The organism is Enterococcus sp. DIV0806c (assembly GCF_051710905.1).
GTDB lineage: Bacteria > Bacillota > Bacilli > Lactobacillales > Enterococcaceae > Enterococcus_B > Enterococcus_B mundtii.
The window spans coordinates 617,440-636,476 of sequence record NZ_JBIOLO010000001.1 but is presented as its reverse complement, the minus strand read 5'-3'; the positions used below and the strand labels follow the sequence as shown (position 1 = coordinate 636,476).

Genomic DNA, 19,037 nt, shown 5'->3' with positions numbered 1-19,037 from the left:
ACAAAAAAATCCAATAAATAAAAAAACATATCTTTCTCCTTCGTCAGATAATACGTAGGAGAAAGACATGTTGAATATTTTTTTCATATCCGATTAAATAATTTATTGGGATCAACGTGGAACTTTCCATTTCAATGAACTATTGCTCCCTTCTCGCCCAATGCCGCCAACTCATCATTTCATGGAAGGCAACATGCACATCTAATTGCTTCTCCGACGCTCCACCATTTGCCTCATCTGCCCATTTCAGCGCATACTCTGGTACCTTTGCCAATTCAGCATGCATATAGTCTCTTCCAAATCCAATAAACTGAGCGTTAGCTGCTCTATCTGGTTCCTCTCCAGATAAAAAAACTGTGCCTGAAAGAATGATTGGTTTCCCAACATTTCGTGCATATGCTAAATGTTTTTTAGAAGCCTCTGCAATTGCATTTGCTGTCGTTCTAAAAGACATCACTACTGTCGTATTGGCTTCTTCGATCATTGCTCGGTAAAGTAGCGTTTCTTTGCCGCGATACGTTACTGGATATCGTTCACGATCCCACCACATTCCAGTCGACCAGTCAAAGGTCGTGTAATCTCCATATGCATCCGTTGCATCAACTGCAAAATCAATCAACTGTTGCATCATTCTTGCTTGTACGTCATATCCTTTATCCCAATAACGATCTCCCGCTCCATCTCTTAATTGATTCGGTTCAACATTCAAATGTACACCAGCAAACTGTGCATCTTTTGCTACATTTTGATACGCTAAATACCCTTTCATCAATTGATGAAAACGATTAGGATTGTCTAGCCAAGTTCCATGATTACTAAGGAGCAAATAGACTTTAATCCCCCTGTCACTCGCCGCTTGAATAAAATTTTGTGTGGGGATAACTACATTAAGCGTTCCAGAAGGACCAAAAGTGTTACTCGGATTTACCTCGCTTAACCTGGTTTGATTCAAATAAATCTCTGTTATCCCATTGTTCTTTGCATAGTCTAAATAACTTTCACTATGCGCTAAACTCAAATTACTCGTATCCCACCACCAGACACCTACTCGGTCAGTATTTGGCTTAAAAAGTGATTCATCTGCCTGTACGACGACACTAAAAAAAGTACTGAATGTAATAGCAAATAAAATCGTTACAAAAATGTTGACGAAGCTTCTTTTTTTCATTTGATTCATTCCTCCTGTATACGTAAAAGTAGGCGATTCTTCTTTATCAATGAATAGTGACAAAAAATAAGCCCTCTCCTTAAAAATCATTCGTCAAACTTTTGAGGATGATGGCTTATCTTTTAGTCATTTATTTGAGTAAACGTTTTTTTCCTAGTTATCTATGATGATTATGGCGTCGGCACAACCGCTTGGAATTGTAACACCATATCAAACGTTGGAACGATCACATCTGACGTATTTGTATTAGGAATCGCTGTTCCTGTAAAACCAAAAGTCCCAACAGGGGCTGTTCCACCTTCAGCTGTATTTTTTGTCAATGACATGAATGCTGCTGGATTACTTAGTGCCGTTCCATTTGTCACGATTGGAATCGTCGTATTCTGACCCACTACAGCTAATTCTAACGCTGATAAACTATCTAAGTTCGTTGGATTTGCTAAATCAGTGATATTGATATTCACGTCCCACGCTGAATTATTTGTTACAGTGTAGCTTGGTGATTCAACCGCGGTATGCCCGGATGCACCGGTTGTAAAAAAGATCGCCGATGTTGGCACAGTTACGTTGATCATTTCATCTGGATTTGTTGGTGGATTGACACCAGGATCGACGGTATTATCTAAACCAACACGACCTGTAACTGGAATATTTCCATCTGCCTGTCCATTAAATGTAGTGGCTGCGACAGAAGCAGCACCTGCACCTAATAACGTGCCCATCATTGCAACTGTTCCGAATAACTTCGTATACTTCTTCATCAAATTTTCTCCTCCATGTTCTATTGATTGATTGGCAAACAAGAAATCATCGTTCGCATCAGCTAGCAGCCACTTCCAATTCAGATGATCTTATCCAATACTTTCGACTTCTTCTATCCAGCTAAGGAAAAGTGATTTTATTTTGACCAACATTTACTGAGTTTTGGTATTTGTGGTGGATATAGGCTGGGCTGTTGATCAAAATAAATGGTCCGCCAAAAAAACAAACCGTTGCGGGTGGCTACTTCACTTCGTTTATTCGCTATGATCCAGCTGGATCATACGATCTCGAATTTGATAGAAGCTGCTAGTTGATACAGACGATGATTCTTGTTCATTGTGTTCAAATTGCATGATTCTTATAAATATTCCGATGGTCTTTAAACTTGTTCCTCTTTTTTCAGTAAAAGGAATCGGCTACTTAGTAAAATCAAAAGAATTCCAGCTAACTGTATCCATAAATTTCCTTCACTGCCGGTTTTCGGTAAGTTTGCAAGTAAACCCGGCTTACTCTGTGTTCGATTCGGTAGTTTTGATGTGTCTACGACTAAAACATCTCTATTATTTCCGCTTGTTCCATTACCTGCCCCTGGTCCGGTATTTGTTCCCGTACCTGGTTCTTGTGGTGTGCGCGTACTACCGATTTGCCCTTCCACGCGCTTGAAAAATGATTGGTTTTCTGAGGCATGAACAGCGTAGCTAGCACTTGTTAGAAAGATAACTCCTACAAACAATAAAAGTTGTGTCACTTTACGCATGAATGTACCTCCTTTCTTTAGATGATCATTTAACGTTTTTAATTGTTGATCGTGATGACAATCTCTGCTTCTGTCACTCCTTGTCGTTCATTCGTTTCTGGATCATAGATATTGATGCGGGCAATGGCTTGATATTCCCCTTTTTCAAGTGGTTTCTCTAGTTTTGCACCAACAATTTGTTGATTCGGATGAATCGATCCAGAAGAATAAATCACTTCTTCTGTCTCCGCTAAAAAGAGATCGACCGCGATCGGATACACATTGGTCCCCGGATTGACGATCTCGATCGTCCCTTCTGATTCCCCATTCTCAAACACAGCAAAAGGGGCAATTTGCAAAGTGAAATAATTGGCATCTGCAATCTCTTGCGCTCGTTCCGCCATTTCAATGTCGCTTGCATCTCTCAAACCTGGTAACAACTCTGCACTGACGGTTGGTACAGGCTCGTTTTCTTGATTATTGAAATATAAAAAGACACCCCCAATGACCAAGAGAAGCAACCCCAAAGCGATCCATTTCTTTTGATTTTTCTTTGCCATTCATCTTTCTCCATTTCTCTGATAAGATTATTGCTCCATTCGCTTAATATGAACTAATGTGACAGATTTGGCCCGAATCGTAGAACTAGGTTGAAAGTTGGTGTTGCATGGCTGCTCCCTTCAGGTAATTTTTCAGCTGCACCTGTAAATGTGAAAGTATTAGCTTCTTCAATCGCTAAATCGAATAATCGAAATGCCTCCGTTTGATAGCTACTACCATGATGGATCAGTAAATTTTCTTTCCCGTCCCCCACTATATTCAATGCTTCAACGATGTCCATGTTCTCAAGCTCTGTGGGTGCGACTACATCAACTGAAATAGCAAACGGAGATTCATTCCCGATCTCATAGTCCGGTGAAATGATTTGTCGATGGTTTGATGAAGAAGTAGTGTTGAAAACGGCAGATGTTGGAATTCTTACAGATAGTAACTCCCCCAAGTCTTCAAAAACCGCCACCAATTTAGTGTGCTCTTCTCCCATCATAAAAGTAGTCGTGGATTCTTTCTCATCTGCAATCGTCCCTTCACCGCTTTCGATACGCCAATGAGAAAATCGCCAGCCAGCATCAGCTGTTGCGTTGATATCGATTATTTGACCACTCTCAACACTTGCGACATCTTGGGAAACAGTTCCTTGACCTTCCATTCCAATAGTAAGACTTGAGAAGATCCGCGGTTGCCATACCCATGTATCAGCCATAGTCGTTCCATCATACGTTGTTGCTAAGTCTGCACTCGATAACACATGGGTGCCACGTGGGCGTTCAGATGTTCCTGCACCAACATTTCGCCAGAAAGGAAAATGTGTATCTGTCTCTCCAAGTTCAGCCAGCCCATGATTGGCAGGAAATTGGAAACCCGTTCCTAACGTCAATTTTTGTAAAGGTGCATCGCGAAACATCAAGGTAGACACTGCTGTGCTTCTGGAATCAAAATTTGCTAGATCAAGTTCTCTTAAATTGGCACAACCTGAAAACATCAATTGCATATGCGTTACCTTACTCGTATCAAAATTGGATAAATCGAGTTCTGTTAGTGCCGAAGCATTCATGAACATCCCCATCATATCGGTTACATTACTCGTATCAAAATGACTAAGATCTAGTGTCGATAGATTATCTAACTCACTAAACATTTGCGCCATACTTGCCACATTACTCGTATTAAAACTAGAAATATTCAAGTTCTTCAGGGACAACATGAAAATAAACATGTAGCTCATATTTGTGACATTACTTGTATTAAAACTGGATAGATCTAGTTCGGTAAGTGTGTCTGTATACTGAAACATACCCGCCATGTTTACTACGTTACTCGTATCAAAGTTAGAAAAATCCAGTTGATTGACCCTTCTCATTCCAGAAAATGTGCTCATCATTGATGTAACATTACTTGTATCAAGAGAGGTGATGTCTAGTTCAGTAACTAATGATAAATAATGAAACATGTAACTCATATCTGTCAGATTACTTGTATCAAGATGATGCATCCCCTCAACACGTTGAACTTGTTGCATTCCTTCAAAAAAACCTCGCGTACGACCACGTCCTCCGAGTTCTCCCCAACCACCTTGATCAGTATAATTATTCGTTCCACGTTGAGAGCCAACTAGTTGAATGTCTCCTGTTAAAACGATGCGATTAATGAACGCAGCTAAATGGGGTGCATTAAAGTAAGCATCTTGCTCATAATTTCCTACGGGATCGTTCACTTCATCAAAAATACCAGATCCTAATGTCAGTGTCCTCGTATCATCAATCACCCAAGGAATCGTACCAACTTGACCTGTATATACCGCATTGATCCCAGGCGGGAGTGCGATTTTTCCCATTTCGCTAGGTGCATCAGCCCCCTCTTCTTCCATTTCTGGCTGATCCACTACTGGTCTTGCTTCTTGAACTGGTAAGACATCTGCTTGATTCCCTTCGTCCTCCTCCTGATTTGCTTCCAAAGTTGTTTCCTGATGACTCTCGGATGCTACTGTTGATTCTTCTATATCAATTGATTCATTAGTAGTCACTAACTGATCATTCACTAATCCATCTGATTGAACATCTGGCGTGTGAGTATCGATTGCTAGTACTTGTCCAACTGGTAAAAATAGCATCATACTCGTTGTCAATGTAATCAATGAACGTTTTTTTAAAATAGACTTATTCGTCACGATTTTTACCCTCCTCCAACTGTTACCCCAATAGTATTTGATGATTGATTAAGATGATTTATTTTTCTGTAGAAATATGTTTGGTATATTTACCAATAACAAAAACCACAACAAAGCGCTTTGTTGATACACAAAGTGTAGCATCACATTATATTTTAATCTATTTATAATTTTAACTCGATCCAGAAAAAAATCTGTACTAATCATGTTAAAATTATCACCTTTGCACATTCGTTTACCAATTAATAGTTATTTTATTCCAACTATATAGTTTTTAATCTGATTTATTTTTTAGAATACTGAAATAGAAGTTTTCGAATATTATTTCAGCAAGGATAAATGATTAAGAATAGAACGTGGAAATTCATTACAACAACCATAGAATTTTTTGATGGTTGTTTTATCTTTAGAATCATTACAAACAACATAAAATGATGTTCGTTTTTTTATTTATTTTTTTTTTGATTTTTTATCATTTATCCGAGGATTGAATCAAAAAAACCTTCCGACCAATGAATGATCTGAAGGCTTTTTCTATCGTAATATCAGCTATCTTCTAATTCAATCGAATGAATAATTTCCAAATAAAAACGTTCGAGTATATAAGATTTTAACAGAATTAGGCAGAAGTCGCCCATCCTCTATAGGGGGGTGATGAATGCCGTTCGGTATGAGGGTTACCGTTGGTAACTCGAAGACCGACAACTAAGGCGTATTGCTTTTTTATTTTGTCTCATGTTAAAATCAGTCTATACAAGAAATGAGTTGATATAACATGGAATTAGACACAAATAACCATTCAGTATTTCTTCTTTATTATCACCTTGTTTTAGTAACGAAATATCGTAGACAAGTAATTGATAATGAAATATCTAACTACGCTAAAGCGACTTTTGAAAGAATCTCAGAATCGTATCATATCACTTTAGTTGAGTGGAATCATGATAAAGACCACGTTCATATTATGTTCAAAGCTCAACCAAAAACAGAATTGACAAAATTTATCAATGCCTATAAAAGTGCTAGTTCACGTTTGATAAAGCGCAATTATCCAAGAATCAAACAATTTCTTTGGAAAGAAATGTTCTGGTCAAAAAGTTTTTGTCTTTTGACAACTGGTGGAGCACCAATTGATGTGATTAAGAAATATATTCAAAATCAAGGAAACAATCATAAATAGAAAGCAGGCGAGCTTTATGGAGCGACTAAAAGCATATAAATTTAGAATCTATCCAACAGAAGAACAAGAAACCTTCTTTGCTAAGTCTTTTGGCTGTGTCCGTAAGGTCTACAATCTAATGCTTGATGACCGAATGAAAGCTTATAAAGAAACTAGGAAAAATTCCTCTAAAAAAATGAGTTTTCCAACGCCTGCAAAATATAAGCAAGATTTTCCGTTCTTGAAAGAAGTGGATAGTCTTGCTTTAGCAAATGCACAACTCAACCTAGATAAGGCGTATAAGAACTTCTTTCGCGATAAGTCCGCCGGATTTCCTCGTTTCAAAAGCAAGAAAAATCCAGTTCAAAGCTATACGACTAACAATCAAAATGGAACAATTGCTTTGATTGATAATCAATTTGTCAAACTTCCTAAGTTGAAGTCGTTAGTTAAAATTACGCTCCATAGACAACCTAAAGGTCTGATCAAATCCGCTACAATATCACGTCATTCTAGCGGTAAATATTATATTTCTTTATTGTGTAAAGAAGAAATAGCTGAGCTTCCTAAAACTAATTCCGCTATTGGAATTGACCTTGGTATAACTGATTTTGCAATCCTTTCTAATGGTCAAAAGATTGATAACAATAAATTCACGTCAAAAATGTCAAAAAAACTAAAACGTGAACAACGTAAGTTGTCAAGACGTGCATTATTAGCTAAACAAAAAGGTATCAATCTGTTTGAAGCTAGAAATTATCAAAAACAAAAACGTAAAATAGCACGACTACATGAAAAAGTAATGAATCAACGCAATGACTTTCTAAACAAGTTGAGCACAGAGATTATCAAAAATCACGATATGATCTGTATAGAAGACTTAAATACAAAAGGTATGTTGCGTAATCATAAACTAGCAAAAAGTATTTCGGATGTTTCATGGTCTAGTTTTGTGACTAGGTTACAATACAAAGCTGACTGGTACGGTCGAAAAATTATCGAAGTGGATAAGTGGTTCCCATCTAGTCAAATCTGTTCGAATTGTGGACACAAAGACGGCAAGAAATCTCTAGAAATTCGAGAATGGACTTGTCCTGTTTGTCATGTTCATCATGACCGAGATATCAATGCTAGTATCAATATTCTGACCGAAGGTCTAAGACTACATTCTATGGGATTAGCTTAGATCCAATCATCAAAAACCGTAGGAACTACGGGGATAGCTTGGTAAATAAGAGAAACCGCTGTGAGTAAAGAAATACGCTTGCAAGTATGCTCTATTCCCAAGAAGCTCCCACTTCAAGCGTTAAAAACCGGTAGGTTTAGCTAAGTGGTGAGTAGTTCACTTCTGCATAATCATGTGCGATCTTTGATAAACCTAGATTCTCTAATGTCGTTAAGGTGCGATCCATCAGTTCAATTGCTTGCTCCTTGTCGTGTTTCAACTGTGCTAAGCACCCCTCATAAAAGGGTAAAAGAACAGCCTGTTCAATATGTTCCTCACCAATGACACGGCTTTTCCAAAGATCAAAAAGTTTCGTTGCATAGTCCGCTTCACCGAATAAACAAAAAACGGAAAAAATGGTGATAAACGTTTGATACAAAATATCTTTGTTGCCTGGTACTTTTTCAAATCGTTCACTTTTATCATTTGCCATTTTTACATACTGCCATAAAAGTTCAGGTTCCATTGAAACGGCGATGCGAGAAAACAATTTTAATTCATACACTCCCCATGTAGTAGCATCAGCTAAATATTGCTTTGCTGAATCTAGAAGATGACTGTGTGTCGAACTGGCATCAAGCATCGAGACACCATTGAAAAAAGATTTTTTTGTCTCATAATTGAAACGGATCAATTGTAAAAAATGATCCAGCTCCAATGAATAATTATGATGATAGTAGGTTAGTAATTCTTGGTAGTTCGTTTTTAGTTTTTCTAATTCTTTTAATGAAGTCACATTTGCTGCGCGCATATACTTACTAATTTCCACGTGCAATGGTGAATGTGGACTTTCAGAATGTAACACAATAAATTCTTCAAATTTCACTTCTAACTTTGATAATATAAGATGGAACCTTTCACAAGAAATAGATAGCCGACCATTTTCAAATTGAGATAGCAAAGAAATAGATAGTTGTTCATCCACTAATTCTTTTAGTAGCATTCCTTTCGCTTTGCGTATCGCTTTAATGGTCTCTCCATAATTTTTCATCCACACACCTCTTAATTTTTTTTAATATAAAATTCACTATAATCTCATTCTATTATATTATAAAATTAATAGAAAGACACAATTAATTTAGCTAAAAAACACGAATGCAGATGTTCAAAAGCAATGATTAGACAATAAAAAGCTATCATCTACAAAACTCAATTTTTGTAAATGACAGCTTCATTTTCGTTTCTACGAGGCAAACTGGCTATTATATAGTTCACTATACATACCGTCTTTTTGCAACAGCGTTTCATGATCGCCAACCTCAACAACATTTCCTTCTTTCATGACTAAAATCACATCGGCATTTTTAATTGTCGAAAGACGATGAGCAATAACGAAACTAGTCTTCCCTTTCATCAGATGATCCATCGCTTTTTGGATCTCTAATTCTGTTCTCGTATCAATACTCGATGTCGCTTCATCCAATAACAGGATTGGCGGATTGGTCAATATTGCTCGTGCAATACACAGCAGCTGTTTTTCCCCTTGAGATAAAGAGGCATTCTCATCATTCATGACTGTATCGTAGCCATTAGGTAACGTTCGAATAAAATGATCCGCTCGTGCCATTCTTGCGGCATCTACGATCTCAGATTTCGAGGCACGATGACGCCCATAAGCAATATTCTCACTGACTGTTCCTTCAAACATCCATGAATCTTGAAGAACCATTCCAAACAACGAACGTAGATAATGGCGACTCATTTTTTTTGTGTCCACGCCATCCACTTTGATCGATCCGGAAGTTGTCTCATAAAACCGCATCAACAAATTGATCAACGTTGTTTTCCCAGCACCGGTTGGGCCAACAATCGCCACCTTTTGCCCAGCTTTTACTTCAAAATCCACTCCATCCATCAATAGTTCTTTCCCATAGCCAAATTGAACATTCTCAAAAGAGATATTCCCTTTTGGTGCTTTGATCCTACTGTTTACTTGACTATCTTTTTCCATTTCCTCTTCATCGATGATCTCAAACACTCGTTCCGCGGAAGCAATAGCAGATTGTAGTGAGTTGAATAAAAATGAAGCTTCAGTCAAAGGCTCTTGGGACATCTGGATATACTGGAAAAAAGATAAAATTTGACCAATAGAGATGCGACCTCGGATAACAAAGATAGCTCCTAATCCAGCAATCATGACATAACCGATTTGGTTGAATAATCGGATGATCGGCATGATTGCAAACATGATGAATTGTGCTTTCTTATCATCTCGATACAACTGATCAATCGAATTTTTTGTTTGTCCGATGACTTCATGCTCTAAATTAAATGCCTTGATTTCTACCTGTCCTGAAAAATATTCTTCAATCTTGGTATTAAAAATCCCAACAGAACGTTGACGATCTGTAAAAATCTTATTACTTTTTATCCCCACAAGCATGGTGATGACTAACCCGATCACTATTGCTCCAACGCCAATCAACGTCAACGTTCGATCAATGCGAAGCATCAAAATGACCGCTCCAACAATGGTGATTGCTGAGGTGAATAAGCGCATGATCGCATCCCTTAAAATTTCATTCACACGCTCTAAATCATTGGTGACACGACTTAAAATCTGTCCTTTTTGATTGGTATCATAGAAGTTCAAAGGAACCTTTGTTAACTTTTCACTGACCTGTTCCCTCAAAGACAACACTAATTTTTGAGATACTGAAGCCATCGCATACTCTTGAAAATAGGAGAAGATCGAACTGAAAAGATAAACCCCTATCAACAGTAAAATAACTTCAGATAACCGTCCAAAATCGATCGAAATCGCTGTACCCTCGCTAAATGACAACGCCACACCTTCAAAGATGATATTGATCGCATCAGCAAATATATTGGGTGCCCATAGATTCAGCAGCACACCTAAAGTAGCAAACAGAAAAGCAATCAGCATTAGCCATTTTTGTGGTGCCAATGCTTTGATCATGCGCCATAACGTTTTTTTACTATTTTTCGCATGATCGACCGAGATTCCTCCTCCGCTATCCATCACGTCATACGTATTATTGTTCTCTGAGCTCATTTTCCAGCTCCTCCTCACTCAGTTGAGATTTTGCGATCTCAAAATAGGCACTGCAATTTTCTAATAACTCTCTGTGTGTTCCTTTTCCAACAACCTTACCTTCATCTAAAACGATGATTTGATCCGCTTCTTTTATTGAAGTGATTCGTTGTGCAATAACGACCATCACCGATTTCTTTGTGACTTCTTTCAACGAGCGTCTCAATGCAGCATCTGTTTGATAATCCAATGCAGAAAAACTATCATCGAAAACATAGATTGCTGGTTTTTTCATGATCATCCGTGCAATTGACAACCGCTGTCGCTGACCACCAGAGAAGTTTTTCCCACCTTGCACAACGTTTGATTCATATTTTTCTGGAAGCTCATTGATAAAACTTTCTGCTTGAGCAATCGTGGCTGCCTGTTCCATATCTTTTAATGAAGCTTGTGGATGACCATGCTTTAAATTATCAGCGATCGTTCCACTGAATAAGAAAGCTTTTTGTGGGACAAACCCAATTTTGCTACGCAACTCTTCTTGTGATAGGTCTTTGACATCCATACCATTTAAGATAATTTCGCCACCCGAAGCTTCTAACAACCGTGGAATCAATTTCGCCACCGTACTTTTCCCAGAGCCTGTTCCACCAATGATTGCCGTTGTCGTTCCTTTCTCACAAACAAAATCAATATTTTGCAATACTGGACTTTCCGCATCACGATAAGAAAAGCTGACATTTTTAAATTCTAAGCGTACATCATAATGACCATTCAAATGCGCCCCACCGTCAGTGATTTCAGGTCGATAATCTAAAACTTCAAGAATACGATTGGCACATACTTTTGCTCTTGGCAAATTGATTGCTGAAAAAACAGCCATCAATAGATACATCAAGATATTCATTGCATACTCAATGATCGCCATGATATCACCGATCGCCATGTTTCCTGAATCCACTCTCATCGCACCAAACCACATGATTGCCACTGTAGAAAGGGACATGACCAACATCACGATCGGCATCATCACTGCAAACAGTCGATTGATTTTGATATTTAAATTCGCAAAATCAACAAACGAAGCATCCATACGTTCCTTCTCAAGTTTTGTCCGATTGAAGGCTCTCACCACTCGAATACCTGACAAATATTGTCCGACGATCCCATTGATTTTATCCAATCCCACTTGTGTTTTCTCAAAAAGGGGAAAAATCTTCAAAGTGACCCAGCCGAAGACAATCGTGAACAGAATAGCTGTGATCAAAATGATCAACGCCATATAACCATCTCGTATGTAAGCCAATATCAATCCAACGATCATTACAAAAGGCGCAGGAATCATCGTTTCAAAAAACATGCTGATCGTCGACTGCAACTGCTCGATATCATTAGTTGCTCGTGTGATCAACGAAGAACCGCTAAAATGCTTGAAATCTTGATACGATAACTGTTGTGTATGCTTGAACAAACGATCGCGGATATTTTTAGAAAAAGTCGTCGCAATCTCAGCTGAGTAATACGTGGCTAAAATAGAAAAAATACCTGTCAGTATCGCAACCCCCAACATAATAACCCCCGTCGTTTGGACATAATCCATATCTTGCATGACCACACCTTCATTGATGATATTAGCCGTCAAGGTAGGTAAATATAATGTTCCCAACATTTGTAGTGTGATGAAAAGTAGTAATAAACCTACCTTCAATTTACTTAAATGTGCCGTTTTAAATAGTTTTAGCACGTTGATCTCTCCTTTACTTCTTTCATTTTCAAACCTTTTTTTCTTCTTGTGTAATAGTACAAAAATAAGTATACAGTCTCCCATAATAGGAGAGTCAACGGTTATTCAACATGTTTTTTCACGTGGAGAGGAAAGGGCATAGATGGGAGGTTTTTAGAAGAAAATGTTGAAATAGAAATGAAGGAATGCACAACTAGAAAACTGTTTATAGGATAAAAAGAAAAAAATGTGACAAGCTCTTATAGATACTTATTACAGCTTTTCGCTTCTATAATATCTAGTGTTGATGACAAAATAAAAATAATCGTTTTCCCTACAAATTGGCTTACTGTAAAGAAAGAAGTAGGTATTATCTCCTACGTGATTCAATTATTATCGATCCATTTACGTAAACCGATCTTAAAACTAAAAAACTCGATACTAGTTAAAATAGTCAAAAACCTAGGATAAGAACCAGAGATCACTGTGGTATCTATCCTAGGTTTTTACTGTCTTCCTTGGTCATAATCATACATATTTTTTTCTTAGAAAATACACTCATTCGTGCCGTTAAAATGGACTCCATCTCTATTTGTCTCTTTGATTTTTATATTCATTTCTCATAAGCTACTTTTGATTCAGAAATCGAAGTGATCCACGATACATTGACCTATAACTGGGGACAAAAAGTGTTTCGTTTTTACGACTACGATAAACATATCGTTGAAGTTTCAGAAAGCATTCAAGGTGTCTTCAATCGTCTATATGCGCAAGGGTTGAGCCTTCCGGAAATCGCTGAACGCTTTGGTGAGCCACTCGAAATTGTCAAAGAGCGTTACAGCATCTCCTAAGCTCCAAGAATAACTAAATTATCTACCTCTAAGAAGTTTGTCTATTCTCAATAGATTTATAGGATATCTTAGAGAATAGGTTCATCGTTAGAAAAACTAGAATATTTGAAGTCAAGGCAAGTAAAAATTGATCAAAACCAAAAATACTCCAATTTAGCAGTATGACTATACCATCTATGAAAAACAAGCCTGTAGAGAGTTTTATATTGAAATATTTTTTTAAAATTATCGGTGGAATGGACGTTCCTCCACTAGAAGAATTTTGTGAATAAACAATGGACATACCTACAGAAAAAATTAGACTCCCCAAAACGATCGATAAAATTTTATTTTCAGTAAACATTATTTTAGGTACATAAGTTAACAATAACGGTAGAACTAAGCTGCCATATAAAACTTTCATAAATACTTGTTTACCTAAATAAATGATTGCTAATAGCAACATAACTGAATTTAGCGCAAGCACGATGAGTGAACGATCTACTTGAACAAGGTATTCAAGTAATATTCCTAAACCACTCGTTCCTCCTGCAGCAATATAATGTGGGCCAAAAAACATATTGATACTAATTGATAGTATCAACAGCCCCAAAGTAATCATTAAATATTTGAATAGATTTTTCATATGCGCCTCCTAATATTTTTTAATGTAAGAACACAAAAAGGGATTAGATAAGAATATTCTTATCTAATCCCTTTGGATCCTCCGAAACTTTAATTAAGTTAACACATCTATTTTAAAAAGTAAACCTGTTAATTTTATTTTTTAATTTTGACTCACAAAATTACACCGCTATAAACAGTTGAAACTAGTATCCGGCAGAACTCCTTTCACTAATTGGCTTTCGTGGCTCTGTGCACGATCTAGTCAAACTAAAGAGGTATCTCTCAAAAAACATTTTCAGGTTTCACTGCTTATTGCTTATAGTTGCATCTTTCTGTCTTCTTCAGATTTTCCAGTTAGTTGCTCGTTCATCTGACTCATATTCCATTTCTTACAATGATCTTTTCACTGTTTCAGATAGGTTGCATGAAAAGCAATATGTTGTTCTACAAATGTAGCAATGGTGAAGTAGCTATGATCATAGCCTTCTTCTTTTTGGTAGAAAACTTCGTGTTTCGCTGATTCTGCTGCTGTTAAAAAAGCTTCTTCATTGAGCTGGACTTCATAGAATGGATCAGCCGTTCCTTGTGTGATCAGGATAGGCGGTTGACTGGTTGTTTCTTTTTTGATCAGCTCAGTGGCATCCCATTCACTCCATGTCGCTTGGTCAGCACCTAGATAAGCGGTGAATGCTTTTTGTCCCCATGGTACGTTCGAGGGGTTCGAAATTGGTGCAAAAGCAGAGATCGAAGCAAAGCGTGCTGGATTTTTCAGACCGATCACTAACGAACCATGCCCACCCATGGAATGACCCATGATACTTTCTTTTCCAGAAAGATTTGGGATCAAGGAGTAGATGATCTCAGTCAGCTCTTTCGTGAGGTAGTCGTACATTTGGAAGTCTTTCTTCCAAGGTTCTTGTGTGGCATTCAAGTAAAAGCCAGCCCCTTGACCGAGATCCCAATCTTCACTGTCAGCAACAGCTCCCCGAGGCGATGTGTCCGGCATGACGAAGGCGATTTGCTGTTCTGCTGCATAGCGTTGGAATCCCCCTTTGATACTAAAATTATCATCTGTACTTGTTAAACCAGCTAACCACCAAATGAGTGGGATTTCTTGGTTTTCAACGGTCGTTTCTGGTAAATACACGCTGAATGTCATCTCACAATGTAGCGTTTCTGACAGGTGACGGTATTTGATTTGTTGCCCGCCAAACGACCGATGTGTTTCAATTTTCTGTAGTTCCATCCGTGTCACCTCCATAAGTAAGCATGGTGCGAATCGATTCACCACGATGCAATAATTCAAGTGATTCATTGATTTGTGTAAAATCCAAACGATGGGTGATGAATGAATCTAAATCGATTCCACCGTTCAAGTAATCTTCCACCATACCTGGCAATTGGCTTCGCCCTTTGACACCGCCAAAGGCAGAACCACGCCAGACACGACCAGTCACTAGTTGAAACGGACGCGTGTGGATTTCTTTTCCAGCTCCGGCTACACCGATAATGATGCTTTCGCCCCAGCCTTTGTGACATGCTTCAAGCGCGGAACGCATCACTTCCACATTGCCAATACACTCAAAACTATAATCTACGCCACCTTGGGTCATTTCTACGATGACTTCTTGGATCGGACGATCGTGTGTTTTAGGATCAACAAAGTCCGTTGCGCCCATTTTTTTAGCTAACGGCCATTTTTCAGGGTTCATATCGATTGCAATGATTCGTTTAGCATTGGCTTTTTTCAAGCCTTGGATTACTGCTAAACCAATCGCTCCTAGTCCAAAGACAGCTGTGACAGCACCTTCTTCGACTTTTGCAGTGTTTTCCACGGCGCCTAATCCTGTTGTTACACCACACCCTAATAGAGGAACGGTATCTAGAGGAGCATCCTCTGTGATTTTCACCAAATTAATTTCATTGACGACAGTATACTCACTAAACGTACTCGTACCCATATAGTGATAAATCGGTTCGCCTTTGTAAGAAAAACGGGTCGTACCATCTGGCATTAGACCTTTTCCTTGCGTTTCACGGACAGCAGAGCATAGATTGGTTTTTCCTGACAAGCAAAACTCACACTTCCCACATTCAGGTGTATACAATGGAATCACATGGTCCCCCACTTCAACAGAAGACACATCATCCCCAACTTTGACAACGATACCGGCGCCTTCATGACCTAAGACCGCAGGAAAAACACCTTCTGGATCTTCCCCTGATAAGGTAAACGCATCTGTATGACAGACAGAAGTGTACAAAATTTTTACCATGACTTCCGTCGGTTTAGGATCAGCAACATCGATTTCAACGATTTCTAACGGTTTTCCTGGTTCAAATGCTACGGCAGCTCTACTTTTCATTTTTCTTCCTTCTTTCTTATTCCGCTCGTCTGGTTCTTAGTTATTGAGCGAATCCGCAATCTTTCCACTTCATCGTATCATAGGCTGTGTTGAGAAACAAAACTGACAAACTTGTCAGTATCCTCAATTTCTTTACTTCCATTGGTGAGCTTTGTATAATAGCAACTATTGCTGTCGAATAAATAAATCAAAGTGAGGTCCTTTATGTATCAATACCATGAAAAAGAGTTTACCAATACAAAAGACTTAGCCATGCATGTCCTGAGTGGAAAATACAAGATCGTCTTGATTTGGTGTTTTTTACAACAACCAATTTTGCGACTAAGTGAGATCGAAAAAATGTTACCAGATATCAACCAACGGATGTTGATTCGGCAATTAAGAGAATTAGAAAGCGATCATTTACTCACACGTAAAGTCTATCCCGTAGTCCCGCCAAAAGTAGAGTATCAATTGACCGAGATCGGGCGTGAACTCTCAACGATCGTCCAACATATATGCGATTGGGGCGACCATTATTATGAAGTCGTTGCTGATCTTTCACCTGACACAGTAGATTGATTTTCTTATTTAAATCATCAATGACTATTGATTGTTTTATCAAATCGATGAATTTTTCACTGAAAAAAAACTCCCCATAAAGCTGATATTTGGAACGAGGGAAATTCCTTATCGACTCTATGGGGAAATGGGGAAGCTTAATAATCAAAAGTGTTGCGCCTACTTATCGTTTTATCCCAACGAGCAAAAGATAGTTAGGAAATCTCTATTCTACATGAAAAAATTTACAGAGTTATTGACAATGAATCCCTAGTTATTTATACATGTTTGTGTTTTCCCGACCTACATAAACGAAACAATATCTAGGTGATCATCGGATTCTAAACGAACATTTGCTCCTGACCCTGTATTGATATCTCCAACTGTCGCTCGATCACTCACGATTTGGATTTTTTCTTTTCTATCTGCAGATTCAATCACCATGATTTCTGCAAAAACAGTTGCTGTTGTTTCTGTTCCCATACCAACCATTGTGAACGAACCTGTGACCGTGCACTCTTCTTCTGCTTTATTAAAAATCTCTTTGACTGAATTACGAAGAACAGTGTCTTCGAGAGAAGCAGTAAATGATTTTTGATTCTGATAGTTATCATAACTATTTCCACTAGCTACACCAAACAAGCCTAACAACCAACTAGTACGGCTTGTGTTTTGCCTTGAATGTTGTTCTAGTTCTTCATGGTGTTCCGATTTGTAGTTCCTTGTGACTTGATTAACAATTTCTTTAAAATTTTCCTGACTGATCGTATGAACTTTGATATCGACTGTTAGACTACCAGTTACACCACGTGAAATTCGTGCACCACCCTGTACCAACTTTCCTTTTCCTCGCTGAACATGGATTTCTCTTAACTCTTCCGTATGAATCGATGAATTAACTAATCGGTCTTTTACTTGAAAATTTTCTAATATTCCGTCATCCATGATATCCAACATGAGCATTTCGTTCGATTTATCCATTGTTATAGGCTCCTATTCTCAAATTTTCCATTGAAAGTATGGATTTCTTAGAAAGTACGTTTACTTAAAATTCAAATGTCACCGCTTCCAAAAGTGTCACTTCATCTTGTAGATTTTTGTTGATTTTGTAAGTCACTAATTTTTCATTCTGAGTTGGGCCTAACATGTTGACTTTGCACAAGATCCAATAGTTTGTCCCAGTAACTACTTGTGTGCCTAATAGTGCAAAAGGTATTGCTTTACTACTGTCCATTAGCGTTTTACGAGCTTCTTCTACCAGCTTCTTGTGTTCATCAGTAATTGTTGGCGATTCTGGGATAGTGATCCCTCCGTCAATTCCAGTCATACATATCTCCTCCTAAGATTATTTAAAAAGCGCTTACCGCTTCTTAAAATAAGATTAATTTATTTTTAAAAAAACATCAAATAAAACAACCTGAGATAGTTTAACAAGCGTAAATAAGCCATTCCACTCATATCCAAACTTTTCACCATTTAAAATATCACTTACCACCAATAAAAAAATAGCAAAAAAACGTAAATAGACAAGAAATAAAGACCAAATATACGAATGATACAGACTACATTCAAATACTTATATAAATATGACCAACTTCAACTTTTTCTTTTTTTAACAAATAAATAACATTTAAATTTATTTTAAATAACTTAGTTTCAGAAAAATATGAATTTTTCGCTTTTATTATTTTCAAAACTGTCCCTACCCATTCTTCTGAAAAATCAAAAGCTAATTTTTTCGAGGATACACAAGTAAAATTATTTTTATTTTCTACATGTATGCTATTTGTTTCAGTCTGTTGCTCATCGATTACCTGTACCAGATAAGTCGGATTATAATCTTCCATACGAAATACCCAGTCTGTTTCTGAATCTATTAGAAAGGTACCACATAGATGGATAGAAGTATTGGCAGTTTCTTTGTACGAAACTTCTTCTAATTGGATATTATTAGTGAACAATTTAATTCTATGTTCCATTTGTTCTCCTCTTTTCTCCTAGGAATTTTCTGCTACTCTCTCATCTCTATTGATTAAATCATTTCATCATCTGTCAAGCAAATAAAAATCATCCATCCAACTTTTGATTTCATTTAGAAATCAAAAAAACACACGCCCACCTTCAAAGGTGTAGCAACCCCCAAAAGTTAGACCAAAAAAATCTAACTTTTGAGGATCACTG

General features: G+C 37.7%; 18 protein-coding genes. 4 read left to right on the top strand and 14 right to left on the bottom strand.

What is annotated here, in order from left to right; all coding sequences use genetic code 11:
- Positions 1-139: 139 nt before the first annotated feature.
- From IGK77_RS02990 to IGK77_RS02970, 5 genes are all read right to left on the bottom strand, one after another.
- Positions 140-1,168: a hypothetical protein gene (locus IGK77_RS02990; RefSeq protein ID WP_143073271.1), complete on the bottom strand. Its 1,029-nt coding sequence runs from the start codon at positions 1,166-1,168 to the stop codon at positions 140-142.
- Positions 1,169-1,338: 170 nt separating this feature from the next.
- Positions 1,339-1,929, bottom strand: coding sequence for a hypothetical protein (locus IGK77_RS02985; RefSeq protein ID WP_074802045.1), 591 nt, complete (start codon positions 1,927-1,929; stop codon positions 1,339-1,341).
- Positions 1,930-2,309: 380 nt separating this feature from the next.
- Positions 2,310-2,687 (bottom strand): LPXTG cell wall anchor domain-containing protein, encoded by a 378-nt coding sequence (locus tag IGK77_RS02980; protein ID WP_074802042.1) that lies wholly within the window; start codon positions 2,685-2,687, stop codon positions 2,310-2,312.
- Between the two features lie 38 nt (positions 2,688-2,725).
- Entirely contained in the window at positions 2,726-3,226 is a 501-nt protein-coding gene (locus IGK77_RS02975) for a hypothetical protein (protein ID WP_074802040.1), read from the bottom strand.
- A gap of 53 nt (positions 3,227-3,279) precedes the next feature.
- The gene (locus IGK77_RS02970) at positions 3,280-5,391 is read right to left on the bottom strand and encodes a BspA family leucine-rich repeat surface protein (RefSeq protein WP_074802038.1); all 2,112 of its coding nucleotides are present in this window, start codon (positions 5,389-5,391) and stop codon (positions 3,280-3,282) included.
- 775 nt (positions 5,392-6,166) lie between these two features.
- Here IGK77_RS02970 and tnpA point away from each other — a divergent pair.
- Positions 6,167-6,571: an IS200/IS605 family transposase gene (gene tnpA, locus IGK77_RS02965; RefSeq protein WP_019724606.1), complete on the top strand. Its 405-nt coding sequence runs from the start codon at positions 6,167-6,169 to the stop codon at positions 6,569-6,571.
- A 16-nt stretch (positions 6,572-6,587) separates the two neighbouring features.
- A complete protein-coding gene (gene tnpB / locus IGK77_RS02960) occupies positions 6,588-7,736 on the top strand; it encodes an IS200/IS605 family element RNA-guided endonuclease TnpB (RefSeq protein ID WP_077152109.1) in 1,149 nt (382 codons plus the stop codon).
- A 136-nt stretch (positions 7,737-7,872) separates the two neighbouring features.
- On the opposite strand, the gene IGK77_RS02955 is transcribed toward tnpB, so the two are convergent.
- From IGK77_RS02955 to IGK77_RS02945, 3 genes are all read right to left on the bottom strand, one after another.
- Positions 7,873-8,766, bottom strand: coding sequence for an Rgg/GadR/MutR family transcriptional regulator (locus IGK77_RS02955; protein WP_074801535.1), 894 nt, complete (start codon positions 8,764-8,766; stop codon positions 7,873-7,875).
- Between the two features lie 192 nt (positions 8,767-8,958).
- On the bottom strand, positions 8,959-10,791 hold the full coding sequence (locus IGK77_RS02950; RefSeq protein WP_074801538.1) for an ABC transporter ATP-binding protein: 1,833 nt from the start codon (positions 10,789-10,791) through the stop codon (positions 8,959-8,961).
- Positions 10,772-12,514 carry an ABC transporter ATP-binding protein gene (locus tag IGK77_RS02945; protein WP_074801540.1) on the bottom strand — a complete coding sequence of 581 codons (1,743 nt, stop codon included), beginning with the start codon at positions 12,512-12,514 and terminating at the stop codon, positions 10,772-10,774. Before IGK77_RS02945 ends, IGK77_RS02950 begins: the two co-directional genes overlap by 20 nt.
- A gap of 629 nt (positions 12,515-13,143) precedes the next feature.
- Between IGK77_RS02945 and IGK77_RS02940 the strand changes: the two genes are divergently transcribed.
- Positions 13,144-13,344, top strand: coding sequence for a hypothetical protein (locus IGK77_RS02940; protein WP_074801543.1), 201 nt, complete (start codon positions 13,144-13,146; stop codon positions 13,342-13,344).
- 28 nt (positions 13,345-13,372) lie between these two features.
- Here the strand turns inward: IGK77_RS02940 and IGK77_RS02935 are convergent, their stop codons facing one another.
- From IGK77_RS02935 to IGK77_RS02925, 3 genes are all read right to left on the bottom strand, one after another.
- Positions 13,373-13,969, bottom strand: a complete 597-nt coding sequence (locus tag IGK77_RS02935; RefSeq protein ID WP_074801546.1) for a YitT family protein — start codon at positions 13,967-13,969, stop codon at positions 13,373-13,375.
- A 384-nt stretch (positions 13,970-14,353) separates the two neighbouring features.
- Positions 14,354-15,196 (bottom strand): S-formylglutathione hydrolase, encoded by an 843-nt coding sequence (gene fghA, locus IGK77_RS02930; RefSeq protein WP_074801549.1) that lies wholly within the window; start codon positions 15,194-15,196, stop codon positions 14,354-14,356.
- Entirely contained in the window at positions 15,177-16,316 is a 1,140-nt protein-coding gene (locus tag IGK77_RS02925) for an S-(hydroxymethyl)glutathione dehydrogenase/class III alcohol dehydrogenase (RefSeq protein WP_062805654.1), read from the bottom strand. The genes fghA and IGK77_RS02925 overlap by 20 nt, the downstream gene beginning before the upstream one ends.
- Positions 16,317-16,520: 204 nt before the next feature.
- Between IGK77_RS02925 and IGK77_RS02920 the strand changes: the two genes are divergently transcribed.
- Positions 16,521-16,877 (top strand): winged helix-turn-helix transcriptional regulator, encoded by a 357-nt coding sequence (locus IGK77_RS02920; protein ID WP_074801552.1) that lies wholly within the window; start codon positions 16,521-16,523, stop codon positions 16,875-16,877.
- Between the two features lie 282 nt (positions 16,878-17,159).
- Here IGK77_RS02920 and IGK77_RS02915 read toward each other — a convergent pair whose 3' ends face one another.
- From IGK77_RS02915 to IGK77_RS02905, 3 genes are all read right to left on the bottom strand, one after another.
- Positions 17,160-17,837: a hypothetical protein gene (locus IGK77_RS02915; protein ID WP_074801555.1), complete on the bottom strand. Its 678-nt coding sequence runs from the start codon at positions 17,835-17,837 to the stop codon at positions 17,160-17,162.
- A gap of 64 nt (positions 17,838-17,901) precedes the next feature.
- Positions 17,902-18,183, bottom strand: coding sequence for a hypothetical protein (locus IGK77_RS02910; RefSeq protein ID WP_074801558.1), 282 nt, complete (start codon positions 18,181-18,183; stop codon positions 17,902-17,904).
- Between the two features lie 241 nt (positions 18,184-18,424).
- Positions 18,425-18,835: a hypothetical protein gene (locus IGK77_RS02905; protein ID WP_074801560.1), complete on the bottom strand. Its 411-nt coding sequence runs from the start codon at positions 18,833-18,835 to the stop codon at positions 18,425-18,427.
- Positions 18,836-19,037 lie beyond the last annotated feature (202 nt).